The organism is Limnohabitans sp. INBF002, assembly GCF_027924905.1.
Taxonomy (GTDB): Bacteria; Pseudomonadota; Gammaproteobacteria; order Burkholderiales; family Burkholderiaceae_C; genus Limnohabitans.
Genome location: NZ_AP027055.1, coordinates 2,491,548 through 2,515,964 on the forward strand (window position 1 = coordinate 2,491,548; position 24,417 = coordinate 2,515,964).

Below are 24,417 nucleotides of genomic sequence, written 5' to 3' on the forward strand. Positions count from 1 at the left end.
TCAAAATGGCGCAATGCCCAAAATAGCAGCGGCTTGCAATGCCGCAGCACGGGCGGCTTCTGGCGTAGAAGCTGTGATGTTGAGGTGACCCATCTTGCGGCCCACACGCGCTTCGCGTTTGCCGTACAGGTGTAAATGCGTGCCAGGCAACGCCAGCACTTTTTGCCATGGCGGTTCAACTTGAGAAGCGTTGGCGTCCTTGAACCACAAATCGCCCAACAAGTTGAGCATGAAGGCGGGGCTGTGCAAACGCGGTTGCGTCAAAGGCAAATCGGCCATGGTGCGCACTTGCAGCTCAAACTGCGACACATCGCAGGCGTCTTGGCTGTAGTGGCCGCTGTTGTGCGGGCGAGGAGCGATTTCATTGACGACCAACGAGTGATCCGCCAACACAAAAAACTCCACGCACAACACGCCCACGTAGTTCAGCTCTTGCGCCACGGCTTTGGCAGCGGTGATGGCTTGACTGGCCAAGGCGTCAGGCACATTGCCCGCAAACACCTCGGTCACGGCCAAGATGCCATCGCGGTGCAAGTTGCGTTGCACAGGCAAGTTCACCATCACGCCATCACGACCACGCGCCACGATGACCGAGCACTCGCTGGCCAAGGGCAACATTTTTTCCAGCACGCAAGGCACTTTGCCGAGCTTGGCCCAACCGGCGTTCAACTCGTCACGCGTGGTCACGCGCAACTGGCCTTTGCCGTCGTAGCCCATGCGGGAGGTTTTCAAAATACCGGGCAGCAAGTTGTCGTTCACAGCGGCCAGTTGCTCTGGCGTGTCGATCACCGCATGCGGCGCCACAGGCACACCGCACTTCACAAAGTGGGCTTTCTCACGCGCACGGTCTTGCGCCACGGCCACGGCTGATGCAGCGGGTGACACGGGCAAGGTGGCTGCGAGTTGCGCCAGCGCGTCGGCGGGCACGTTTTCAAATTCGGTGGTCACGGCTTGGCACACGGCGGCGAGTTGCTTCAAACCTGCGGCATCCAAGTAGTCGGTGTGAATGTGGTGATGGCTCACCAAGCCTGCGGGGCTTTGTGCATCGGGGTCGAGCACGGCGGTGTTGTAGCCCATGCGTTGCGCAGCGTGCGCCCACATGCGGCCCAACTGGCCACCGCCCACGACGCCCAAGGTCGAGCCGGGCAGCAATGGCTTCAGGGCGCTGCTCATACGGGTGGCAGCGTCATGTTGCGCGCCACTTCGGTTTGCGCTACGCGGAAGGCTTGCAGCTTTTCAGCTAAGGCCGCATCGGTCGATGCGAGCAAAGCGACGGCAAACAAAGCCGCATTCGCAGCACCCGCATTGCCAATGGCAAAGGTGGCCACCGGAATGCCTTTGGGCATTTGCACAATGCTGTGCAAGGAGTCGACGCCTTGCAAATGTTTACTGGCCACCGGCACACCCAACACGGGCACGATGGTTTTGGCAGCAATCATGCCGGGCAAGTGGGCTGCGCCACCCGCACCTGCGATGATGGCGCGCAAACCACGGCCTTGCGCGGCTTCGGCGTAGGCAAACATGTCATCGGGCATGCGGTGGGCTGAAACCACGCGGGTTTCAAAAGTGATGCCAAATTCTTGGAGAATCTGGGCTGCATGTTGCATGGTGTCCCAATCAGAGTTGGAACCCATGACGACACCGACTTGGCACTGGGTCATGATGTGGCTGTGTGTGAGCAAAAACGAATTTTAAGACGGGACCCCCATGATTGATGTGACGATGGAAAATTTCGAGGCGGACGTGATCGCCGCCTCACAAACCACCCCCGTGTTGGTGGACTTCTGGGCCGACTGGTGCGGCCCCTGCAAATCGCTAGGCCCCGTGCTGGAAAAGCTGGAAGCCGACTACCAAGGCCGCTTCAAGCTGGTCAAGATCAACGCCGATACCGAACAGCAGCTGGCCGGCGCCTTTGGCGTGAAAAGCCTGCCCACCTGCATCTTGCTGATGGGTGGCCGCCCTGTGGATGGATTTATGGGCGCGCTGCCCGAGGGTAAAGTCCGCGAGTTTTTGGACAAGCATTTGCCATCTGACAACGAAGTAGCGGCCCAAGCCGATGCCCAAGAAGCCGAGCAACTCATCAACGCAGGCGATGCGCAAGCCGCCATCGCCAAACTGCAAGAGGCTTTGAGCCTCAACACGGCTGACGACGAAACCCGTTACAACTTGGTCAAGCTGCTCATTTCTATGGGTGAGTTGGAAGAAGCGCAAGCGGCATTGGCGCCCAAGCTGACCGAAATCCCGCTGCAACTGCGCTTTGATGCACTGAACTACTGGCTGCAAGCTTTGCTATTTGTGTCGACCGACGAGCGCGCAGCTTGGACATTCGAGCAATTCGATGCCGCCATTGCCCAAAACAAACGCGACTTCGACACCCGCTTGGCCAAAGCCCGCGTGCTGATTGCCGCTGAGTTGTTTGAAAACGCGATGGACGAGTTGCTGGAAATCATCATGCGCGACAAGGCATGGAACCACGATGTGGCGCGCAAAACCTATGTGGCCATCTTGGAACTGATGACGCCACCCAAGCCCAAAACGGACGATGCCGCCTTCGGCAAATCCGCAGGCGGCATCGAGTTAACTGGCAAAGCTGCGGTGCAAGAAGACCCCGTGTTGGAGATGATTTCTCGCTACCGTCGCAAGCTCAGCATGGTGCTGAACTAATCAGTCCTTCAACCGCTCCCAAGCCTCTTGGTACTTGGCGGCGGTTTGGGCGATCACCTCTTGCGGCAAATGCGGTGCAGGGGGTGACTTGCTCCACGGCTTGCCTTGCACTTGGGCAGTCTCCAGCCAGTCACGCAAGAACTGCTTGTCGTAGCTCGGTGGATTCACGCCGTCTTTGAAACTTTGCGCATAGCTGTCAGCAGGCCAGTAGCGTGAGGAGTCGGGTGTGAGCACCTCGTCCATCAACACGAGGTCGTTGTTGGCATCCAAACCAAATTCAAACTTCGTATCAGCAATGATGATGCCTTTGGCGACGGCCACATCACGCGCGGTTTCGTACAAAGCAATGCTGACAGTTTTGATTTTCTCGGCCAAGCCGCCACCAATCATCTCCACCACTTGTTCGTAAGTGATGTTCTCGTCGTGGTCACCCACGGCTGCTTTGGCCGCGGGTGTGAAGATGGGCTCTGGCAACTTGCTGGCGTTCTTCAAACCTTTGGGCAGCTTGACGCCGCACACGGCTTGGTTCTCTTGGTATTCCTGCCAGCCGCTGCCCGCCAAATAGCCACGCACCACCGCTTCCACGGGGATGGGCCTCAAGCGTTTGACCAACATCGAGCGGCCAGTGACTTGTGCCACTTCGTCCGCGCTCACCACGCTCTCGGGCGCTTCGCCGGTCAAGTGGTTGGGGCAAATGTGGCCGAGCTTGCCGAACCAAAACAATGCCATCTTCGTGAGCAATTCGCCCTTGCCGGGGATGGCCTCGCCCATGATGACGTCAAACGCGCTGATGCGGTCAGACGCCACCATCAAGATGCGGTCGTCGCCCACGGCGTAGTTGTCGCGCACTTTGCCGCGTGCGAGCAAAGGCAAAGAAGTGAGCGCAGAGGTGTGCAAAGCTGTCATGAGTTACTTCACCAACTGAGCGAGTTCGCCCTTGGCATACTTGGCCGCCACCACAGAAAGGCTGTCGCCTTTGATCTTGCTGCCTTGGCCTTCGCAACCGAATTCCAAATAACGTTGTTTGCAGATGTTCATCGCGGCTTCGCGGGCTGGCTTGAGCCATTCGCGGGCGTCGAATTTTTCTGGGTTTTCAAACATGAACTTGCGCGCGGCAGCCGTCATGGCCAAGCGGATGTCGGTGTCGATGTTGACCTTGCGCACGCCGTGCTTGATGGCTTCTTGAATTTCAGACACGGGCACACCGAAGGTCTGCTTCATCTGGCCGCCGTATTGGTTGATCATGGCCAACAGGTCTTGCGGCACGCTGCTAGAGCCGTGCATGACCAAGTGGGTGTTGGGGATGCGGGCGTGAATTTCTTTGACGCGGCTGATGGCCAAGATGTCGCCCGTGGGTTCACGTGTGAACTTGTACGCGCCGTGGCTGGTGCCGATGGCGATGGCCAAGGCGTCGAGTTGCGTGGCTTTCACAAACAGCGCAGCTTCTTCAGGATCGGTCAACATTTGGCTGTGGTCGAGTTTGCCCACCGCGCCAATGCCGTCTTCTTCACCGGCTTCGCCTGTTTCCAAATTGCCCAAGCAACCCAATTCGCCTTCGACTGACACGCCCACTTTGTGCGCCATGGCCACCACCTGTTGGGTGACTTGCACGTTGTACTCAAAGCTAGAAGGTGTCTTGCCGTCTTCCATCAACGAGCCGTCCATCATGACGGAGCCAAAGCCAAGGTCAATCGCGCCTTGGCAAACCTTGGGCGATGTGCCGTGGTCTTGGTGCATGACCAACGGAATGTGTGGGTAGGCTTCGGTGGCGGCTTGAATCAAATGCTTGATGAAAGGCTCACCGGCGTATTTGCGTGCGCCAGCGCTGGCTTGCAAGATGACAGGCGCGCCCACGGCGTCAGCCGCCATCATCACGGCTTGCACTTGCTCCAAGTTGTTGACGTTGAAAGCTGGAATGCCGTAACCGCGCTCTGCAGCGTGGTCCAAAAGTTCGCGCATCGATACGAGTGCCATGGGGAAATCCTCAAAAATTAAAAACTTATGTAACTGCTGGCAATTTTAAAGGCGGCAGCTCAACGCACAGCTGACAGGCCCAAAAGCCCACCCACCGTGCAAGATGGTTTAGCGAACTTCGCAAATGCGCAGCATGTTGGTGCCGCCGGGCGTGCCCATGGGGTCGCCGCAAGTGATGGCGTAGACATCGCCCGTGTCCACAATTTCGCGTAACTTCAGGTGCGCTTCGGCTTGGGCCAGAGCGGTGTCGCGGTCGGCGCTGGTGTCCATCAACAAGGGGCGCACGTTGCGGAACAAAGCCATGCGGCGCTGCGAGGCCACTTTGGTGGTCACCGCGTAGATGGGAATATGAATGCGGTGGCGGCTCATCCACAGCGCGGTGGAGCCCGATTCGGTCAAGGCCACGATGGCTTTTGCGCCCAAGTGGTGCGCCGTGAACAAGGCGCCCATCGCGATGGTTTGGTCAATGCGGGTGAAGGTTTGGCCTTTGAAATCGGCGTCCAGTTCCACGTCTTCAGCCGCTTCAGCGGCTTCGCAAATCTTGGACATTTCTTGCACTGTCTCAAGCGGGTATTTGCCTGCGGCGGTTTCAGCACTGAGCATGACGGCGTCTGTACCGTCAATCACGGCGTTGGCCACGTCGCTCACCTCGGCGCGCGTGGGCACGGGGTTGGTGATCATGCTTTCCATCATTTGGGTGGCGGTGATCACCACTTTGTCGTGCTGGCGCGCGAGCTTGATCATGCGCTTTTGCAGTGCAGGCACAGCCGCGTTGCCCACCTCAACGGCCAAATCGCCACGCGCCACCATGATGCCGTCGCTGGCTCGCAAAATTTCGTCCAACAGCGGGATGGCTTCGGCGCGCTCAATCTTGGCAATCAAGCCCGGCTTGTGTTTGTATTCAGCGCCCGCCACGTTGGCCAGTTGGCGCGCCATTTCCATGTCGGTGGCGTTTTTGGGGAAGCTCACCGCGAGGTAGTCGGCTTGGAAGCTCATCGCGGTTTTGATGTCTTCCATGTCTTTGGCGGTCAAGGCTGGTGCAGTCAGGCCACCGCCTTGTTTGTTGATGCCTTTGTTGTTCGACAACTCGCCACCAATCTTCACTGTGGTGTGCACTTGCTCACCGCGCACGGTCTCTACCGTCAACACAATCAAGCCGTCGTTGAGCAGCAGCAAGTCGCCGGGCTTCACGTCGCGAGGCAGTTCTTTGTAGTCCAAGCCCACACCTTGCAAATCGCCGGGTTCGGTGCGCGAGGCGTCCAACACAAACTTGGCGCCGTTCTCCAACATGACCTTGCCGTCCACAAACTTGCCCACGCGAATCTTGGGGCCTTGCAGGTCGGCCATGATGGCCACTTCGCGGCCTGCGCGGGCGGCGGCTTCGCGCACCAGTCGGGCGCGGTCAATGTGGTCTTGCGCTTTGCCGTGGCTGAAATTCAGGCGAACCACGTTCACGCCAGCGCGAATCATGGCTTCCAGCAACGCGGGATCGCTGGAAGCTGGGCCTAAAGTAGCAACAATTTTGGTAGCGTGACGTGCCATGTTTTATGTCTCCGAATGTGTTTTGTTTGCTTGATTCTTACATGCTTAAAGCACGCCACAGCGGCGTGTTTCAACATATCCGCAGGCAAAAACGCATGCTTTGGACCTCTTATCAGCCTTTGGTTGATAAGGGGCTTGACGGGTAAACACCCATTCATGTGCGTAAACAGCGATAATCTGCCACTAATTGATGCAAATCAGTGCGCATCATCACAGCTCACCTAAGATTCATCTTCTATGACCACAAATATCCAACCTATCCTCCCCGGCGAACCGATGCCGCACCGCAAAGTCATGCGCGAATGGCTGATTCCTTTGGCCGAGCGCACCACGGCGCTGGCCATCGTCATGCTCGTCGTTGACTACGTGCTGTGGGGTGCGCTCATGGCAGGCACCGTGCTGTTCGAGTCTTGGTGGGCCAAGCTCTTGAGCGGCTGCGCAGCAGGTTTTGTGATTGGCCGCTTGTTCATCTTGGGCCACGACGCTTGTCACCAAAGCCTCACACCACACCGCAACCTCAACAAGTGGTTGGGCCGCATTGCCTTCTTGCCCTCGTTGACCGCCTACAGCCTGTGGGACATTGGCCACAACGTGGTGCACCACGGTTACACCAACCTCAAAAACTTCGACTTCGTGTGGGCCCCTTACACCCCCGAAGAGTTCGAAGCCCTGAGCCCCTTCGAAAAATTGCGTGACCGCGTGTACCGCAGCGGCTGGGCACCTGGCTTGTACTACATGATCGAAATTTGGTGGAACAAGATGGTCTTCCCCAACGAAAAGAACATGCCCACACGCCGTCCCATCTTCATTAAAGACTGCTTGCTGATCACTGCATTCGCCGTCGTTTGGATCGCTGTCATGGCTTGGGCTGCAATCGCCACTGAGCAAACCATCGGCTACATCTTGTTGATGGGCGTGGGCGTGCCCTTCTTCTTCTGGGTGACCATGATTGGTTTCGTGGTGTACGTGCACCACACCCATGTGGACGTGTCTTGGCACGAAGAGCGCACAGGTTGGTCTAAGGCGTCGCCTTTTGTGTCCACCACCGTGCACTTGACCTTCCCCTTGAACATTGGCGCGCTGATGCACCACATCATGGAGCACACCGCGCACCACTTGGACATGAGCATTCCTCTGTACAAACTGAAACAAGCGCAAAGCAAACTCGAAGAGTTGCTGCCAGAGCGCATCATCGTTCAGCCTTTCTCTTGGCGCTGGTACTTCCAAACAGCACGCGACTGCAAGCTGTATGACTTCAAGACCGACAGCTGGACCACTTACGACGGCAAGGTCACTAGCCCTCGTGCGATGAAGGCCTAAGCACCCAGCCTTCTCAGCCCCGCAAGTTCTCACGAATTTGCGGGGCTTTTTCTTGTACGCTCCATGCCCATGAAGTTCATTGTTTTGTTTTTGTTGGCCGCTGCAGCCACCGCATCGCACGCCATGTGGGTCACGGTCACGCGCAACGAAGTGGCCACCGTTTACATCGACTCCAGCGCCATCAGCAAAATGGGTGGCAACCGCCGCGTGTGGGTGGTGTACGACCTGCAAGCACCAGACCAAACAGGCCAGCAATCGGTCAAATCAAACATCGATTACGACTGCGCCGAAGGCAAATACAAAACCCTCAGCGCCACCAGCCATCCCAACAAAATGGGCAACGGCCCCGCCATCAAAGCCCTGCCAGTGTCTGAAGGCTGGCGGCCCATCAGCCAAGACAGCATGAGCCGACAGTTGTTTGCGTTTGCTTGTGCTTGGTGAGTTTTAACCCGCAGCGCGCTTGGTCAAAATCTCAAACGCAGGCAAGGTCTTGCCTTCCAGCACTTCCAAGAAAGCACCACCGCCGGTAGAGATGTAGCCCACTTGTTTTTCGATGCCGTACTTGGCAATGGCGGCCAAAGTGTCGCCACCGCCTGCGATGCTGAAAGCGCTGGATTCGGCAATGGCGTGCGCGATGGTTTTGGTGCCGTTCTCGAACGCCGCAAATTCAAACACGCCCACGGGGCCGTTCCACACGATCGTGCCAGCTTGCTTGAGCTGCGCGGCCAGCTTGGCTGCGGTCTCTGGGCCGATGTCCAAAATCATGTCGTCGTCGGCCACGTCGGTGGCTTTCTTCACGGTGGCCACAGCGTCCGCCGCGAAGGTTTTGGCAGTCACCACGTCGGTGGGGATTGGCACTTCGGCGCCGCGTGCTTTCATGATGTCGATCACGGCTTTGGCTTCGTCCACCAAGTCGTGTTCGGCCAAGCTCTTGCCGATGCTCAGGCCCGCGGCCAGCATGAAGGTGTTGGCAATGCCGCCACCCACGATGAGCTGGTCCACGTTGTTGGCCAAGCTCTTGAGGATGGTCAGCTTGGTGGACACCTTGCTGCCCGCCACGATGGCGGCCAGTGGGCGCTTGGGGTTGGCCAAGGCTTTGGTGATGGCGTCAATCTCTGCCGCCAACAACGGGCCGGCACAGGCCACGGGCGCGTATTGCGCGATGCCGTAGGTCGTGCCTTCGGCGCGGTGCGAGGTGCCAAATGCGTCGTGCACAAAAATGTCGCACAACGCGCCCAACTTGCGGGCCAATTCGTCGTTGTTCTTTTTCTCGCCTTTGTTGACGCGGCAGTTTTCCAGCAGCACCACTTGGCCTGGCTCGACGGTCACGCCGTCCACCCAGTTGGCCACCAGCGGCACATCGCGGCCTAACAACTCGCCTAAACGCTTGGCCACGGGCGCCAAAGAATCTGCTGGTTTGAACTCGCCTTCTGTGGGGCGCCCCAAATGAGACGTGACCATCACAGCCGCACCGGCCTTGAGCGCCATTTCAATCGCGGGCACAGAAGCGCGCACGCGGGTGTCTTCGGTGATGTTGCCTGCGTCGTCTTGCGGCACATTGAGGTCGGCGCGGATGAACACACGTTTGCCTTTGGCCGAGCCGTTGGCGCACAAATCAGAGAAGCGAATGACGTTCATGGAGGTAAGCGGTAAAAGTAAAAACTAGGGCTATTCTAAAAGTTCAGCCTTGCGCGAAATTGGCAGCCCAAGCCGTCCTCTTCAAGGGCTTTAGCCCCGCCCCACAAACGGCATCTTGGTCGCCATCACCGTCATGAACAGCACATTGGCCGTCAGCGGCAAACGGGCCATGGCCATGAAGCTGTCCACCACCCCTTGCATGTCCATGCGGGCTTCGGGCTTCACGCTGCCGTCTGCTTGCAAAGCGCCAGCGGCAAACTTTTCGGTCATGTCGCTGGCCACGTTGCCAATGTCAATCTGGCCCACTGCAATATCAAACGCGCGGCCATCCAGCGACGCCGCTTTGGTCATGCCGGTGATGGCGTGTTTGGTGGCCGTGTAGGCGATCGAGCCCGGGCGCGGCGCGTGGGCCGAAATCGACCCGTTGTTGATGATGCGTCCGCCTTGCGGACTTTGTTCTTTCATCAACTTGAACGCGTGCGAGAGGCAATAAAACGCGCCGTTGAAATTGACATCTACCGAACGACGCCAATCGGCCCCCGACAAATCGCCGGGCATGGTGGCGGGCAAGAAGATGCCGGCATTGTTGAACAGCAAATCCAAGCGGCCGTAGTTGACGCGCACCTGCTCAAACAGTTTGGCCACATCGTCCTCATGGCTGACATCGCAAGGCACAGCCAACGCATTGCCTGCGTGCGCGCCCGCCGCTTGCACCGTGACTTGCAGCGCATCCGCGCGACGCCCCACCAACACCACCTTCCAGCCTTCGGCCAACAAAGCCAAAGCACATGCTTTGCCAATGCCAGAACTGGCGCCTGTGACGATTGCTACTTTGCTCATGGGGTTGCTCCTGTGTAAAACCCTGATTGTGAACAAGCTCAAGGCTCGCGCAAGCAATGATTGTCTCGTGCGCGTAAACAGCAAACCCATGCAGTCGCGCTAAAGTACCTGCATGAGCACATTCAACAAAGTCATCCTTTTCACCGACACCGACGGCTTCGCGCGTTTCCGCGAAGAAACGGTGGCGCTATCCGAAGGCAAGCCGCAAGCGCGTTTGTCGCCCCTCATGGCCAGCAATGGTTTTCAGTTGCGCCGCAGCCCTGTGGGGTTTCGCAGCGACTTTCATTGCACCGACAACCCGCAGTGGTTGTTTGTGTTGGAAGGTCAGATGGAAATCTTTTTGCAAGACGGCACGTCGCGCATCTTTGGGCCTGGTGAGCACTTTTACTCAGCCGATGTGCTGCCCGCAGGCGCCACGTTTGACCCCAAGGTCCACGGCCATTGGAGCCGCCAAGTGGGGGCTGACGAACTCGTCACTTTGTTTGTTCGCGGTTAATTGATGCGCGACTAAGCCGCACAAGGCTTGCGGCTTACCAGCCCAAGCCCAAGTGAAGTGGCAAGAAAACCGCCATGCCCAACACAATGGTTAACAACACATCACGCTTGGCAAAGTAAACCGCTACCCCAGCTGCCGCCGCAAAGATGCGGGCGTCTTGCCAAGTCGTGATCAGTTGGCCTTGGGTCATCACAATTTCAGGCACCACTACAGCTGACAGTGCGGCGATGGGCGCATATTGCAAACCGCGTTGCGCCCAGTGGGGCAAATCCCAATCCGTGTTGCTTAAAAAGAAAAAGCTGCGCGACACCACGGTCACCACGGCCAAGCCCACGATCACCCCAAACGTCCACCAGTTGATGTCCATCATGCGCGACTTCCTTGTGCGAGTGCCGGCTTGGCGTGTTCGACCAGCATGCTCACCAGCACAGCCATGGCAATGGCTGAGATGATGTTGAGTTTGAGCGGGAAGGCATAAGCACTGACCGCCGTCACGCCAGCCACAACTGACGACAAAACGCGCAAACGCGAACTGGCCAACGAGCATTGAATACCCAGCAGACACAAGATGCCCGCAAAGCCCAGACCCCACGAAGGCGGAATGATGTTGGCCAAGGCCACGCCAACCAAGCTCGACACCATCCACACCGCCCAATTTAAAAAGCTCGCACCCGCGATGTAGGCCTCGTGCGCGGTGCGCTCATCGTCACTCTTTGCAGGGGTGTGAAAGCGTTTGGTAAACAACACATAGGTGATGTCGGTGGTGAAGTAGCCCAGTGCCATGCGTGTGCCGCGTGACAGGTGCATCACATAAGGCCGCAGATGCAAGCTGAACACCACAAAGCGCAAGTTCACACAAAAGCCCGTGGCCAAAATCACCCATGCGGGTGCAGCCACAGCAATCAGCGGCATCGCCGCCAGCTGGGAGCTACCGGCATACACAAACAGCGTCATGGCGACGGACTCAAACACACTCATGCCTGACTTGACCATCGCCACGCCGGTCATCAAACCCCAAGCCACTTGGCCTAGCGCTTGCTGCGCGTAATGTTTGGCCCCAAGTCGAAACTCAGGGTGTTGCTGGAGTCTGCGTTGCCAAAACATCAGTCGACTTTGTGTGAAACGTGAGGTTCAAAACATTGGCCAGGTGTGAGCGCGAAGCCATGCAAAAAGTCGGCCGCGCTCAGGCGCTTGCCGCCTGCGCGTTGCAACTCGGTCACGCACAGCACGCCTTGGCCGCAGGCCACGCGCACGCCGTGTTCGTCGGCACTCAGCACCGTACCTGCCTGTTGGCTGTGTGCGCTTGTCTCCACGGTGGCACGCCACAGTTTGATGACGTCAGCACCCAACTGCGCCGAGGCCGCAGGGAATGGGTTGAACGCACGCACGCGTCGGCCAATCGCCTCTGCGGGCTGTTGCCAGTCCACCGCGGCTTCGGATTTTTCAATTTTGTGGGCGTAGGTAATGCCAGTTTCGGGCTGCTTCACCGGTTGCAATTGGCCCGCTTGTGCGTCGGCCAAAGCGCGCACCACCAAGGCACCACCCATGTCGGCCAAGCGGTCGTGCAGGCTGGCGGTGGTGTCATCCGCGGCAATGTCGAGCACGTCGGTCAGCAGCATGTCGCCGGTGTCGAGACCCGCGTCCATTTGCATGATGACCACGCCGGTTTGCGCATCCCCCGCCTCGATGGCGCGGTGAATGGGCGCAGCGCCACGCCAGCGTGGTAACAGCGAGGCGTGAATGTTCAGGCAACCCAAACGTGGCGCATCCAAAGTCCACTGCGGCAGGATGAGGCCATAGGCTGCCACCACCATCACATCCGCATTCGCCTCGGCAATTGCGGCTTGTGCAGCGGCGGCATCGTCTGGGTATTTGCCGTCTAGGCGCAGGCTCAAAGGTTGGGCCACGGGGATGTTGTGTTGCACGGCCAACTGCTTCACGGCAGAAGCTTGCAGCTTCATGCCGCGACCTGCAGGGCGATCGGGCTGGGTCAGTACCAAGGGCACGGTGTGACCGGCGGCCAAAATTTTGGCCAAGGCCTCTGCCGCAAACTCGGGCGTGCCGGCAAAGATGACGCGTAATGAATCACTCATAAAAGCTGACCCATTTATTCGTCGTCACGCAGGGCTTTGAGCATTTTGGTTTTGATGCGGTTGCGCTTCAAAGGTGAGAGGTATTCCACAAACACTTTGCCCAACAAGTGGTCCAGTTCATGTTGGATACACACCGCCAGCAAACCTTCGGCTTCGATGGTGCGCTCTTTGCCGTGCTCGTCAAGGGCTTTGACCTTCACCTGTGTGGCGCGCTCCACGCCGTCGTAAATACCGGGAACCGACAAGCAGCCTTCGTCGCCCTTGACGCGCTCGTCACCCATCCACGTGATTTCGGGGTTGATGAGCACCATGGGCTCGTCGCGCTCTTCGGAGGTGTCAATCACCACCAAACGCTCGTGCACGCCCACTTGCGTGGCGGCTAGGCCGATGCCATTGGCGTCGTACATGGTTTCCAGCATGTCGGCAATCAAGGTTTTGATGCGCGCGTCAATGTCTTTGACGGGCTTGGCCACGGTGTGGAGCTTGGGGTCGGGGAATCGGAGGATGTCTAACTTGGGCATGGCTTTATTGTCTCCGGTTTTGAAGTTTTCGACCTTCGGGCTCGCCTATTCGTGACACCCATTCTGACAATGGATTTTTCATTCCACGGGAGGGTCGCATGGACAAAGACGAGTTGCGCGCATGGCTGCGCCTGAGCATGACCGAGGGCATTGGCAACGACGCGGCCCGTCGATTACTAAGCTGCTTTGGCAGCCCGCAAGCGGTGTTTGAACAAACAGAAGCCGCGCTGGGCCAAATAGTCACCCCCCAACAAGCCCAAGCCCTGTTGAGCGTACCCAACGAACTGGCTGTGCAATGTGTGCGTACCCACCAATGGCTGATGCACCAACCCGACACACACAGCCACGCGCTGTGGACCTTGGGCGATGCGCGCTACCCCAGCGAGCTGCTGCAACTGGCCGACCCACCGCTGATGATTTATGTGGCAGGCCAAACCGCGCGAGCGCTGGGCAACGCCATTGCCATCGTGGGCAGCCGCAACCCCACGCCACAAGGCGCACAAACGGCAGCGCAGTTTGGCGAGGCACTCAGCGCAGCAGGTTTGTGCGTGGTCTCGGGCTTGGCGCTGGGCGTGGATGGTGCAGCACACCAAGGTGCGCTGCGTGGCGGCAACGCTCGCGATGGGGCATCCACACGCACACAGCACTGGCACACCGTGGGCGTGGTCGGCACGGGCTTGGACCGCGTGTACCCACGTCAGCACCAAACACTGGCGGGGCAGATGGCGTTGCAAGGGTTGCTGATCAGCGAATACCACTTGGGCACTGCACCGCTGGCACACCACTTTCCCAAGCGCAACCGAATCATTGCGGCGTTGGGTTTGGGCACCTTGGTGGTGGAGGCTGCGCTGAAATCGGGTTCGCTCATCACGGCCAAGATGGCGTTAGATTTGAACCGTGAGGTCTTGGCCATTCCGGGCTCCATCCACGCCACGCAATCGCACGGTTGCCATGCGCTGATTCGCCAAGGTGCGAAGCTGGTTGAAAACGCACAAGACGTGTTGGAAGAGCTGCAGCTTGCACCACAACAACAAGTCAACTTATTTGCCGATGCGTTAAACGACGGAGAGGCTACAGGCGCGTCTGACAACGAACACCCGCTGCTCACCCACATGGCCTTTGCGCCCGTGAGCTTGGACGCCTTACAAGCGCGTTGCGGGCTGGACACTTCCTCACTACAAGCGCAACTGCTGACGTTAGAACTAGACGGTGCTGTAGGTCGATTACCGGGTGGTTTGTTTCAGCGTTTGGCCTCGGCGTGATTGAGGGTGAACACTGATGTTTTGCGGCTGCGGAGAAACAAAAAACATGTATATTGGCTCCATGTTTGAAGTGCTCGTATTCGTCTATGAAAACTACTGGCGAGGCGATGCGTGTCCCGAGCTAGAGCAGCTGGGCCGCAAACTCAGCGCTGCTGGTTTTAACGTAGAAGACATCCAACAAGCTTTGTCGTGGCTAGACGAGCTCAACTTGGCGTCGCACAAAACCGAGCTGATCGACATCAGCCAATCCGCACGCGAACACCACACCGAATCGGCCCACAGCATGCGCGTGTACTCGGTGGCCGAGCAAGACCACTTGGGCGCGGCTTGCTTGGGCTTCATCAACTTCCTTGAATCTGCGGATGTGCTATCGCCCCACATGCGCGAAATCGTGCTGGACCGCGCCATGGCCATCCCCGGTCACCCCATGGATTTGGACGACCTGAAGATCATTGTGTTGATGGTGTACTGGAGCATTGGCCTAGAGCCGGATGCGCTGGTGCTGGATGAGCTGTGCGACGACGCGGATCGCGTGGCGCATTAAGCCAATTTAGACAAACCACAGACACAAAAAAGCCGGTTCACAAACCGGCTTTTTTCATGGGCAGCGCAGAGGTTTAAACCACCGCACCCGAATTTTCGTCATCCGGATCGCCCGCCACTTTGGTGGTGTGTTTGATCAGGTCTTCACGGCGAATGCCCAGCCACATGGCGATGGCTGCGGCCACGAACACCGATGAGTAAATGCCAAAGCAAATGCCGATGGTCAGCGCCAGCGCAAAGTAGTGCAAGGTGGCACCGCCAAACAACAACATAGACAACACCATGAGCTGCGTACAACCGTGGGTGATGATGGTGCGGCTGATGGTGGAGGTGATGGCGTTGTCGATGATCTCAACCGTGTCCATCTTGCGAAAGCGACGGAAGTTCTCACGGATACGGTCAAAGATCACCACCGATTCGTTCACTGAGTAGCCCAGCACAGCCAACACGGCAGCCAACACGGGCAGCGAGAACTCCCACTGGAAGAACGCGAAGAAGCCCAAGATGATGACCACGTCGTGCAAGTTCGCAATGATGGCAGCCACCGCAAACTTCCACTCAAAGCGCATGGCCAAATAAATCATGATGCCCACAATCACAAAGGCCAAAGCCTTGAGGCCGTCAACCGCCAACTCGTCGCCCACTTGGGGGCCAACAAATTCGGTGCGGCGCAGTTGCACATTGGCATCGGTGGTTTTGAGTGCATTCAGCACTTGTTCGCTTTGCTGGGCAGAGCTTTGGCCTTTGACCGCAGGCATGCGGATCATCACATCGCGGGCGGTGCCAAAGTTTTGCACTTGCACGTCGGAGAAACCGAGCTTGGCGATTTGGTCGCGAACGGCATTGAGGTCAGCAGGCTGGCTGTAGCTGACTTCCATCAGCGTGCCGCCCGTGAACTCCACCGACAGGTGCAGGCCACGGCTGAACAAAAAGAACACCGCCGCCAAAAACGTGATGAACGAGATGGCGTTGAACGCCACCGCGTGCTTCATGAACGGGATGTCTTTACGGATTTTGAAAAATTCCATGACTCAAATCTCTTTCTTGTCGCTAAGCGATCAGGCGCGCCACACGGTGCCAATGGACACGCTTTGCAATTTCTTTTGGCGGCCATACCAAACGTTGACCAAGCCACGCGAGAAGAACACCGCAGAGAACATGCTGGTCAAAATGCCCAAGCAATGCACCACGGCAAAGCCGCGCACAGGACCAGAGCCAAAGGCCAACAAGGCCAAGCCCGCAATCAAGGTGGTGACGTTGGAGTCAAGGATGGTGGCCCAAGCGCGGTCGTAACCGGCGTGGATAGCCGACTGCGCTGACGCACCGTTGCGCAACTCTTCGCGCACGCGTTCGTTGATGAGCACGTTGGCGTCAATCGCCATACCCAACACCAAAGCCATCGCGGCCATGCCGGGCAAAGTGAGCGTGGCTTGCAACATGGAAAGCACCGCCACCAAGAGCAACAAGTTCACCGCCAAAGCCACGCTAGAGAACACACCAAACAACATGTAATAGATACACATGAAGGCGGTCACGGCCACAAAGCCCCAAGTGACGGAGTCAAAACCTTTAGCAATGTTTTCAGCGCCCAGGCTTGGACCGATGGTGCGTTCTTCAATGATTTCCATCGGTGCTGCCAGCGAGCCCGCGCGCAACAACAACGCGGTGTCGTTGGCTTCCACGGTGCTCATGCGACCCGAAATTTGCACACGACCACCGCCGATTTCGCTGCGAATCACAGGCGCAGTGACGACTTCGCCCTTGCCTTTTTCAAACAGCAAGATGGCCATGCGTTTGCCCACGCTTTCACGCGTCACGTCTTTGAAGATGCGTGCGCCTTTGGCGTCGAGCGTCAGGTGCACTGCCGCTTCTTGGTTTTGGTTGTCAAAGCCGGGTTGGGCATCGGTGAGGTTTTCGCCAGTCAAGATGACTTGCTTTTTCACAATCACCGCTTGGCCGCCGCGGTCCATGAAGCGCTCTGTGCCAAACGGCACGGGGCCATTGCCGAATTCGGCAGAACGGGCTTCGGCGCTGTCGTCCACCATGCGGATTTCCAGCGTGGCGGTGCGGCCCAAAATGTCTTTGGCTTTGGCCGTGTCTTGCACGCCTGGCAGTTGCACCACGATGCGGTCGGTGCCTTGCTGTTGAATCACGGGCTCGGCCACGCCAAGTTCGTTGATTCGGTTGTGCAAAGTGGTGATGTTTTGCTTGATCGCTTGCTCTTGCACGCGCTTGGCAGCCACAGGGTTGATCACCGCTGTGAGCTTGACGTCAGCGCCATCGGGGGCACTGGTGGTTTGCAAATCCAAGAACTGGTCTTGAATCACGCGTTGTGCTGCTTCGAGGGTTTCCATGTCGCGGAAACGAATCTCGATGGTTTGGTTGTTGCGGCTGATGCCGCTGTGGCGCACGTTCTTTTCACGCAAGCCGGTGCGAATGTCACCAGCCAAAGATTCGGCCTTTTTGGTCAGAGCAGCAGGCATGTCCACTTGCAACATGAAGTGCACGCCACCGCGCAAATCCAAACCCAAATACATGGGTGCTGCATTGAGCGAGGTCAGCCACGCGGGTGAGCGGGCCAACAAATTCAAAGCCACAACGTACGAGGCATCGTTCGCGTCGGGCACCAAGGCATGCTGTATCGCGTCCTTGGCTTTGAGCTGGTTGTCCGTGCTGTCAAAGCGCACTTTGAGCGAGCCGTTGTCCAACGTGACCACATCGGGGCTGAGGTTGGCAGCCGCCAAAGCAGCTTGCACACGGTCTTGCACCGCCAGGTCAACTTTGACGGACGACTTGGCAGCCGACACCTGCACCGCAGGCGCTTCGCCAAAAAAGTTAGGCAGCGTGTAGATGCTGCCAACCAACAAAGCGATCACGATGATCGCGTACTTCCAAAGGGGGTAACGGTTCATGATCGCTTCGTCGTCTCGTGGCTAAAAATTACAAAGTACCTTTGGGCAGCACTTGCACCACGGCTTGGCGTTGCAATTGCACTTCCACGCCAGCCGCGATTTCAATGGTCACCGTGGCTTCAGCCAACTTGGTCACCTTGCCGAGCAAGCCGCCAGCAGTGGCGATTTCGTCGCCTTTGGCGATGGCCTCGATCATGGCTTTGTGTTCTTTTTGACGCTTCATTTGTGGACGAATCATCACGAAGTACAACACCACAAACATCAACACCAAAGGCAACATGCCTTGGAGAGAAGACATGATGTCGTTGCCTGCAGCAGCGGCAGGAGCGGTTTGGGCAAAAGCAGAAGAAATCAACACGGTCAAACTCCAAATTGAGGGACGGCTGCCAGGGTGCAAAACGCCCTAGCAGACCAACCGCGGATTGTATGCGGCTGGCTTAGTTTCTCAGTTCTGAGTCGACCACTGGGCTTTCAAGCTGTTCCACTTCTCACGGGCAGCCGCCAAGTGGCGCGCTTTGACATGGCCAAATCCCTTGATTTGTTCAGGGATTCGCGCGATCTCGACCGCCAACGCATGGTTGCTGGCGTTGAGCTGGCTCACCAACACATCCACGCTTGTGCGGTATTGCTGGATGAGGGCACGCTCGGTGCGGCGCTCTTCGGTGTACCCAAACACATCCAGAGCGCTGCCTCTGAGCCACTTGAAATGTTTGAGCACTTTGAAGCCCGTGAGCATGAGCGGTCCAAACTTTTGCTTTTGCAATTCGCCCTTGGCGTTGGTCTTGGCGGTCAACGGCGGGGCCAAGTGGTAGTTGAGCGTGTAGTTGCCTTCGAACATCCCGTCGATCTTTTGCAAGAAAGCGGTGTCGGTGTGCAAGCGCGCCACTTCGTACTCATCTTTGTAGGCCATGAGTTTGAAGAGGTTGCGCGCCACGGCTTCGGTCAGCGTGGTTTTGTGCAGCGGTGCCTCCGCCTCACGCACACGGTCAACCACCGCACGGTAGCGGTTGGCATAAGCCGCGTTTTGGTAGTCAGTGAGAAATGCCACGCGCTTGGCAATGAGCGCATCGACGCCTTCAGGCTTGTGGAATTGCACCACTTGCGCGGGCGCGAGCAACGCTTGCACAGCCTCCCAATGCACCGCGCAATGACGGCCCCATTCAAACGCGGCTTTGTTTTGTGCAACGGCCATGTCGTTGAGTTCCATCGCGCGCATCAAGGCTTCGCGTCCCAATGGGACCCAACCTTTTTGCCAAGCAAAACCCAAGACCATGGGGTTCACAAAAATGCTGTCGCCCAGCACTTGCGTGGCCACGCGGTCTGCGTCAAAGGCGCTCACGCCCTCGGTACCCACGGTGTGCACGATTTCGGCCACGCACGCTTCGCCTGGGTTCTCCCAGTTGGCGTTGCGCACAAAAGCTGCGGTGGGTGCGCTGTGCGCGTTGAGCGCCACATGGGTGCGACCGGCACGCATGCGTTGCAAGGTTTCTTTGCCGGCCACCACGATGGGGTCGCAACCAATCACGAGGTCTGCCGCAGCAAGACCCACACGCGTGGTACGAATGTCATCTGGGTGGTTGGCAATCAACACATGGCTCCAAGTGGCTCCGCCTTTTTGCGCCAGACCCGCTGCGTCTTGCGTGACCACGCCTTTGCCTTCGATGTGCGCGGCCATGCCCAACAACTGGCCAATGGTGATGACACCCGTGCCACCCACCCCTGCCACCACCATGCCCCACGCGTGGGTGGTATCGGGCAGCTTGGGTTCGGGCAATTCAAGCGCAGGCAGTGCCATGCGCGACACGCCCTTGGCTTTCTTTTTCAAGCTGCCGCCTTCCACCGTGACGAAGCTCGGGCAAAAGCCTTTCACGCAACTGATGTCTTTGTTGCACGTGCTTTGGTTGATGGTGCGTTTGCGACCGAACTCGGTTTCGAGTGGCTCCACGCTCATGCAGTTGCTTTGCACGCCGCAGTCGCCGCAGCCTTCGCACACGAGTTCGTTGATCATCACGCGCACGGCTGGATCGGCCATGGTGCCGCGTTTGCGACGGCGGCGTTTTTCGGTGGCGCAAGTTTGGTCATAAATGATGACCGTGCAGCCTTTGATCTCGCGCATCTCGCGTTGGATGCGGTCTAGCTCATCGCGGTGGAACACCGCCACGCCATCGACCAAACCCACGCCTTCGTATTTCTCGGGCTCATCCGTCACCACGGTGATGCGTTGCGCGCCTTCGGCCTTCATGCTTTGCGCGATTTGCAAAACACTGTGACCTTCTGGCCGTTCGCCCACGCGTTGGCCACCCGTCATCGCCACCGCATCGTTGTAGAGCAGCTTGTAGGTGATGTTCACACCCGCTGCAATGCTTTGGCGAATCGCCAGGATGCCGCTGTGGAAGTAAGTGCCATCGCCCAAGTTGGCGAAGATGTGTTGGTCGTTCACAAACGGTTGCTGGCCCACCCAAGGCACGCCCTCGCCACCCATTTGTGTGAAGCCATGGGTGTCGCGGTCCATCCACAACACCATGAAGTGACAGCCAATGCCCGCCATCGCGCGTGAGCCTTCGGGCACTTTGGTCGAGGTGTTGTGCGGACAGCCGGAACAGAACCAAGGCATGCGGTCAACCTTTAAGGTGACCGCCGTCATGGCTTGTTCTTTGGCCGTGATGATGGCCAGCTGCGCGTTGATGCGTGCGGTGGTATCGGCATCCACGCCGAGCTTCAAGACGCGTTGTGCAATCGCCTTGGCAATGAGTGCGGGGTTCAAGTCGGCATTGGCGCGCAACAAGGTGTTGGCGCTGGGGTTGGGCATGGACCATTCGCCGCCACCGCCGAAGAGGCTGTCTGGCCCTTGGTCACCGCCCATGTCGTTGAACTTACCCAGCACATTGGGGCGCACATCAGCGCGCCAGTTGTACAGCTCTTCTTTGAGTTGGTACTCAATGACTTGGCGCTTTTCTTCAATCACCAAAATTTCTTGCAAGCCCTGGGCAAACTCGCGTGTGAGCTGCGCGTCCAGCGGCCACACCACAGCCACCTTGTGCAAACGAATACCGAGGCGACGACACGTGGCATCGTCCAGCCCCAAGTCAAGCAAAGCTTGGCGCGTGTCGTTGTAGGCCTTGCCACTGGTGATCAAGCCCAAACGGTCATTCGGTCCTTCGATGACGTTGTGGTTCAAACGGTTGGCGCGCACATACGCAAGGGCCGCATACCACTTGTAGTCAAACAAACGCGCTTCTTGTTCCAACGCGGTGTCAGGCCAACGGATGTGCAAGCCACCCGCAGGCATTTCAAACTCAGGGATGACGATGTTCACGCGGTGCGGGTCAATCACCGCGGTGGAGCTGGACTCCACAATTTCTTGAATCGTCTTCATGCCCGACCACACACCGCTGAAACGGCTCATGGCAATCGCGTGCAAACCCAAATCCAAAATTTCTTGCACGCTGCTCGGAAAGAACACGGGCGTGCCGCAGGCTTTGAAAATGTGGTCGCTTTGGTGAACAGCGGTGGAGCTTTTGGCCACATGGTCGTCACCAGCAATCGCCAGCACGCCACCCCACGGGGTGGTGCCTGCCATGTTGGCGTGTTTGAACACATCCGAGCAACGGTCCACGCCCGGGCCCTTGCCATACCAAATGCCAAACACACCATCAAACTTGTTGCTGCCTTGTGGCGCAAACCCAAGTTGCTGCGTGCCCCACAACGCGGTAGCCGCCAACTCTTCGTTGACACCCGGCTGAAACACAATGTTTTGCGCTTCTAAGTAAGGCTTGGCTTTCCACAACGATTGGTCATACGTGCCCAGGGGTGACCCGCGATAACCGCTGATAAAGCCGGCTGTGTTTTTGCCTTGCAGCGCATCGCGTTGGCGCTGCAACATGGGCAGCTTGACCAGCGCTTGCACACCACTCATGAACGCACGGCCCACATCGAGGCTGTATTTGTCGTCCAGCGTCACGGTGTCCAGGGCGCGGCGAAGGGAATCGGACATGGGTGCGTTCATCGGTGTCTCCGTTTGTTTTGTGTTTGAAGCAAAGTGTAGGGTTGCAACCCAGATAAAGGTTTGCGTTTTTCGCTCTAAATCACCCCCTTTGCGCAAGATTCTTTCTAAAATCTTCACTAAACGAAACAAAGGAGCGCAAGCTTGGAAACACTCGACAAGTTTGATCTTGCCATCTTGGGCGAATTACAAGCCGATGCACGCCTGACCAATGCAGAGTTGGCGCAACGCGTGGGCCTGAGCGCCGCGCCATGTTGGCGGCGTGTGCGTGTGCTCGAAGAAGAGGGTTACATCACGGGCTACCGCGCTGAAATCAACCGCCACAAAATTGGTTTGGGCGTGTTGGCATTTGTGCGCGTGGATGCCGAACGCAACACGGGCGATGTGGCGCGCAAACTCGAAGTGGCGATTCGCAAAATTCCAGAAATCGTGGCTTGCCACTACATCAGCGGCACCGGCACGTTTGAGCTGCAAGTGGTGTCTCAAGACTTAGAAAGCTTCAGCCAATTTGCACGCGAGGTGCTGATCAACTTGCCGCATGTGAAAGACATTCACACCAGTTTTTCCTTGGGCGAAGTCAAAGCCAGCGGCGCTTTGCCACTGACGCATTTGAAAAAATAAGTCAGCGTCCGGTCACTTGGGCCACAACACCCACAAACGCAGGCCCTGCTTCATGCGACCCGCAAAGTCGCCAGCCTCTGGCCCTGTGCCGGCAAAGTAATCGGCACGCACCGCGCCCACGATGGCGCTGCCGGTGTCTTGCGCAAACACCAAGCGCTGCAGGTTGGCATTGGGGCCCGCACTGGCCAACCAAACCGGCGTGCCATAAGGGATCGAATCTTTGTCCACCGCAATGGAGCGGCCAGAGGTCAAGGGCACGCCTTGTGCGCCGCGCGGACCCAAGTCGGCCTCGGCGGCACTGCGAACTTCCTCGCGGAAAAACACATAGCGGGGGTTGCTCCACAACATCTCTTGCACCAAGCGCGGGTTGCTTTGTTGTGTGCTGACAATCCAGGCTTTGATGCCGGGCCAAGAGGCATCACGAATCAAGCCGCGGTCCAACAACCAACGGCCCACGCTTTGGTAGGGCTGTTCGTTCGAACCTGCAAACGCCAAGCGCACGATGCGCGTGGTGCCATCGGGGTTGGCGATGCGCACGCGGCCCGAACCTTGGATGTGCAACACCAAGGCGTCAATCGGGTCAGCGAGCCACGCCACTTCTCGGCCACGCAAAGCATCACGCGCTTGAGGGTTGGTGTCGATCTCTTGTCGGCTGAACCAAGGGCGGCCTGCGCGGCGCGCTTCGGCCAAGCCCTCGGGCGGTGCGTACAAAGGCACTTCAAAACCGGGGCGCATTTGGGCCGACGCATCAAACAACGGCTCGTAATAGCTGGTGAGCAAACCGTCGCTCGCACCATCCAAAGATTCAACCCGATACGGCTGCAAGCGGCCCATCATCCACAGGCGGCGGTCATCGTCGCTGCCCAGCATGAGCTGACGCACATCTTTGCAAAGAGGCGCAAACAAAGGGCCAGGGCGTTCGCAGTTTTGCAGCCACGCATTCCATGCGTCTTGCATTTGGTCGTTTTGCCAGCCAGGCACCTCGCTCCACGACGCAGCCACCCAGCGGCTGCGATAACTTTGCTGCGGGCTAGGTGTGCCAGGCGTGCCTGCCAAGCTGCCTGTCGTGCGCGGCGCATCCGCAGGGGTGCGCGCAGCTGAAGGCGGCGTGCGTCCGTAGTCGCTCACAGGTGCATGGCGCGTGGTGCCGCAAGCCACCAAGCTTCCTACAATCAAGGCCCACGTCAAACGCCACAGGATTTGTCTCATGCTGTTAATTTTGCTAGAAGCGCTAGGCGCAGGTTGCATCTTGGTATTGATCGTGTGGTGGACCATGTTCTCAGGTCGTGCAGAGGCCGAAGCAGAGCACCGTGCGGCGCAGCAAGAAGCCGCCAAAGACAAGCCGTAACTCACTCGCCGCGCAGCAAGTTGGCCAATTCGACGGCCGACTTCACATTCATTTTGTCAAACACGCGGGCGCGGTGCACTTCCACCGTACGCACGCTGATGTCGAGCTGATCTGCGATCAGCTTGTTGGGCAAGCCCTCCACAACCAAGTCCATCACGTCGCGTTCGCGCTCGGTCAAGTCTGCCAAGTTGTGTTGCAAATTTTGTTTGCTGCGCAGGCTTTGCAAGGTTTGCGCCGAGCGCGCCAAGGCTTGCTCAATGCGGTCGACCAAGGCGTTGTCTGAGAACGGTTTTTCACAGAAATCAAAAGCACCACGCTTGACCGAATCCACGGCGGTGGGCACGTCGGCATGGCCCGTCAAGAAAATCACGGGCAGCGCATCCAACAGCTGACGTTCGATGAGTTGCTCAAACAAAGCCAGGCCACTCATGCCGGGCATGCGCACATCGAGCAGCAAACACCCAGGCTGCGTGGGCTGCCAAGGGCTGCTGCCCGCATCCAAAAATTCAGCGAAGGCGTCGGCGCTTTCAAAGGATTGACTGGGCAAGCGACGCGAGCGCAACAGCCACGCCAAGGCTTCGCGCACGCCAGCGTCGTCGTCAACGATAAAAACCAAAGCGTCTTCTGTGGGTTGCATGTG

General features: G+C 58.0%; 25 protein-coding genes. 8 read left to right on the forward strand and 17 right to left on the reverse strand.

The features are described 5' to 3' along the window. A complete protein-coding gene (locus tag QMG15_RS12470; protein ID WP_281788845.1) occupies nt 1–1,173 on the reverse strand; it encodes a 5-(carboxyamino)imidazole ribonucleotide synthase in 1,173 nt (390 codons plus the stop codon). Then, nucleotides 1,170–1,661: a 5-(carboxyamino)imidazole ribonucleotide mutase gene (purE, locus tag QMG15_RS12475; protein WP_281788846.1), complete on the reverse strand. Its 492-nt coding sequence runs from the start codon at nt 1,659–1,661 to the stop codon at nt 1,170–1,172. The genes QMG15_RS12470 and purE overlap by 4 nt, the downstream gene beginning before the upstream one ends. A gap of 46 nt (nt 1,662–1,707) precedes the next feature. Here purE and trxA point away from each other — a divergent pair, with 46 nt between their 5' ends. Next, nucleotides 1,708–2,664, forward strand: coding sequence for a thioredoxin (gene trxA / locus QMG15_RS12480; protein ID WP_281788847.1), 957 nt, complete (start codon nt 1,708–1,710; stop codon nt 2,662–2,664). Here trxA and QMG15_RS12485 read toward each other — a convergent pair whose 3' ends face one another. From QMG15_RS12485 to pyk, 3 genes are all read right to left on the reverse strand, one after another. After that, nucleotides 2,665–3,570, reverse strand: a complete 906-nt coding sequence (locus QMG15_RS12485) for a phosphoribosylaminoimidazolesuccinocarboxamide synthase (protein WP_281788848.1) — start codon at nt 3,568–3,570, stop codon at nt 2,665–2,667. A 3-nt stretch (nt 3,571–3,573) separates the two neighbouring features. Then, on the reverse strand, nt 3,574–4,638 hold the full coding sequence (gene fba / locus QMG15_RS12490) for a class II fructose-bisphosphate aldolase (protein ID WP_281788849.1): 1,065 nt from the start codon (nt 4,636–4,638) through the stop codon (nt 3,574–3,576). A 108-nt stretch (nt 4,639–4,746) separates the two neighbouring features. Then, nucleotides 4,747–6,180, reverse strand: a complete 1,434-nt coding sequence (gene pyk, locus QMG15_RS12495) for a pyruvate kinase (RefSeq protein WP_281788850.1) — start codon at nt 6,178–6,180, stop codon at nt 4,747–4,749. 237 nt (nt 6,181–6,417) lie between these two features. Here pyk and QMG15_RS12500 point away from each other — a divergent pair, with 237 nt between their 5' ends. Continuing rightward, nucleotides 6,418–7,500, forward strand: coding sequence for a fatty acid desaturase (locus QMG15_RS12500; RefSeq protein WP_281788851.1), 1,083 nt, complete (start codon nt 6,418–6,420; stop codon nt 7,498–7,500). Nucleotides 7,501–7,569: 69 nt separating this feature from the next. Beyond that, nucleotides 7,570–7,941 (forward strand): surface-adhesin E family protein, encoded by a 372-nt coding sequence (locus QMG15_RS12505; protein WP_146179039.1) that lies wholly within the window; start codon nt 7,570–7,572, stop codon nt 7,939–7,941. Nucleotides 7,942–7,944: 3 nt separating this feature from the next. Here QMG15_RS12505 and QMG15_RS12510 read toward each other — a convergent pair whose 3' ends face one another. Next, a complete protein-coding gene (locus tag QMG15_RS12510) occupies nt 7,945–9,138 on the reverse strand; it encodes a phosphoglycerate kinase (protein ID WP_281788852.1) in 1,194 nt (397 codons plus the stop codon). Nucleotides 9,139–9,228: 90 nt separating this feature from the next. After that, nucleotides 9,229–9,978, reverse strand: a complete 750-nt coding sequence (locus QMG15_RS12515; protein WP_281788853.1) for an SDR family oxidoreductase — start codon at nt 9,976–9,978, stop codon at nt 9,229–9,231. 112 nt (nt 9,979–10,090) lie between these two features. On the opposite strand from QMG15_RS12515, the gene QMG15_RS12520 reads away from it, so the two are divergent. Beyond that, nucleotides 10,091–10,474: a hypothetical protein gene (locus QMG15_RS12520; protein WP_281788854.1), complete on the forward strand. Its 384-nt coding sequence runs from the start codon at nt 10,091–10,093 to the stop codon at nt 10,472–10,474. A 34-nt stretch (nt 10,475–10,508) separates the two neighbouring features. On the opposite strand, the gene QMG15_RS12525 is transcribed toward QMG15_RS12520, so the two are convergent. The 4 genes from QMG15_RS12525 to def are packed head-to-tail and all read right to left on the reverse strand — an operon-like array spanning nt 10,509 to nt 13,088. After that, nucleotides 10,509–10,844, reverse strand: a complete 336-nt coding sequence (locus QMG15_RS12525) for an AzlD domain-containing protein (protein ID WP_108359403.1) — start codon at nt 10,842–10,844, stop codon at nt 10,509–10,511. Beyond that, complete coding sequence (locus tag QMG15_RS12530) at nt 10,841–11,578, reverse strand: AzlC family ABC transporter permease (protein WP_281788855.1); 738 nt, start codon at nt 11,576–11,578, stop codon at nt 10,841–10,843. The genes QMG15_RS12525 and QMG15_RS12530 overlap by 4 nt, the downstream gene beginning before the upstream one ends. Then, the gene (gene fmt / locus QMG15_RS12535) at nt 11,578–12,567 is read right to left on the reverse strand and encodes a methionyl-tRNA formyltransferase (RefSeq protein WP_281788856.1); all 990 of its coding nucleotides are present in this window, start codon (nt 12,565–12,567) and stop codon (nt 11,578–11,580) included. The genes QMG15_RS12530 and fmt overlap by 1 nt, the downstream gene beginning before the upstream one ends. Before the next feature lie 14 nt (nt 12,568–12,581). Beyond that, nucleotides 12,582–13,088, reverse strand: a complete 507-nt coding sequence (def, locus tag QMG15_RS12540; RefSeq protein ID WP_281788857.1) for a peptide deformylase — start codon at nt 13,086–13,088, stop codon at nt 12,582–12,584. Between the two features lie 98 nt (nt 13,089–13,186). Here def and dprA point away from each other — a divergent pair, with 98 nt between their 5' ends. After that, nucleotides 13,187–14,350, forward strand: coding sequence for a DNA-processing protein DprA (gene dprA, locus QMG15_RS12545; RefSeq protein ID WP_281788858.1), 1,164 nt, complete (start codon nt 13,187–13,189; stop codon nt 14,348–14,350). A gap of 61 nt (nt 14,351–14,411) precedes the next feature. Next, nucleotides 14,412–14,894: a DUF494 domain-containing protein gene (locus QMG15_RS12550; RefSeq protein WP_281790146.1), complete on the forward strand. Its 483-nt coding sequence runs from the start codon at nt 14,412–14,414 to the stop codon at nt 14,892–14,894. A 73-nt stretch (nt 14,895–14,967) separates the two neighbouring features. Here the strand turns inward: QMG15_RS12550 and secF are convergent, their stop codons facing one another. The 4 genes from secF to QMG15_RS12570 all read right to left on the reverse strand — a co-directional run bounded on the left by secF (nt 14,968) and on the right by QMG15_RS12570 (nt 21,811). Continuing rightward, a complete protein-coding gene (gene secF / locus QMG15_RS12555; protein ID WP_281788859.1) occupies nt 14,968–15,921 on the reverse strand; it encodes a protein translocase subunit SecF in 954 nt (317 codons plus the stop codon). Between the two features lie 30 nt (nt 15,922–15,951). Beyond that, on the reverse strand, nt 15,952–17,805 hold the full coding sequence (gene secD, locus QMG15_RS12560) for a protein translocase subunit SecD (protein WP_281788860.1): 1,854 nt from the start codon (nt 17,803–17,805) through the stop codon (nt 15,952–15,954). A 28-nt stretch (nt 17,806–17,833) separates the two neighbouring features. Further along, nucleotides 17,834–18,163 carry a preprotein translocase subunit YajC gene (yajC, locus tag QMG15_RS12565; protein WP_108359622.1) on the reverse strand — a complete coding sequence of 110 codons (330 nt, stop codon included), beginning with the start codon at nt 18,161–18,163 and terminating at the stop codon, nt 17,834–17,836. An 87-nt stretch (nt 18,164–18,250) separates the two neighbouring features. Further along, nucleotides 18,251–21,811 carry an indolepyruvate ferredoxin oxidoreductase family protein gene (locus QMG15_RS12570; protein ID WP_281788861.1) on the reverse strand — a complete coding sequence of 1,187 codons (3,561 nt, stop codon included), beginning with the start codon at nt 21,809–21,811 and terminating at the stop codon, nt 18,251–18,253. A 141-nt stretch (nt 21,812–21,952) separates the two neighbouring features. Here QMG15_RS12570 and QMG15_RS12575 point away from each other — a divergent pair, with 141 nt between their 5' ends. Next, the gene (locus QMG15_RS12575) at nt 21,953–22,429 is read left to right on the forward strand and encodes an Lrp/AsnC family transcriptional regulator (RefSeq protein ID WP_108359413.1); all 477 of its coding nucleotides are present in this window, start codon (nt 21,953–21,955) and stop codon (nt 22,427–22,429) included. 12 nt (nt 22,430–22,441) lie between these two features. On the opposite strand, the gene QMG15_RS12580 is transcribed toward QMG15_RS12575, so the two are convergent. Further along, complete coding sequence (locus QMG15_RS12580; RefSeq protein WP_281788862.1) at nt 22,442–23,704, reverse strand: MltA domain-containing protein; 1,263 nt, start codon at nt 23,702–23,704, stop codon at nt 22,442–22,444. Between QMG15_RS12580 and QMG15_RS12585 the strand changes: the two genes are divergently transcribed. After that, the gene (locus QMG15_RS12585) at nt 23,637–23,777 is read left to right on the forward strand and encodes a hypothetical protein (RefSeq protein ID WP_170108445.1); all 141 of its coding nucleotides are present in this window, start codon (nt 23,637–23,639) and stop codon (nt 23,775–23,777) included. The two genes, QMG15_RS12580 and QMG15_RS12585, sit on opposite strands and share 68 nt — an antisense overlap. 1 nt (nt 23,778) lies before the next feature. Here QMG15_RS12585 and QMG15_RS12590 read toward each other — a convergent pair whose 3' ends face one another. Continuing rightward, a complete protein-coding gene (locus tag QMG15_RS12590) occupies nt 23,779–24,414 on the reverse strand; it encodes a response regulator (RefSeq protein ID WP_281788863.1) in 636 nt (211 codons plus the stop codon). Nucleotides 24,415–24,417: the final 3 nt, after the last annotated feature.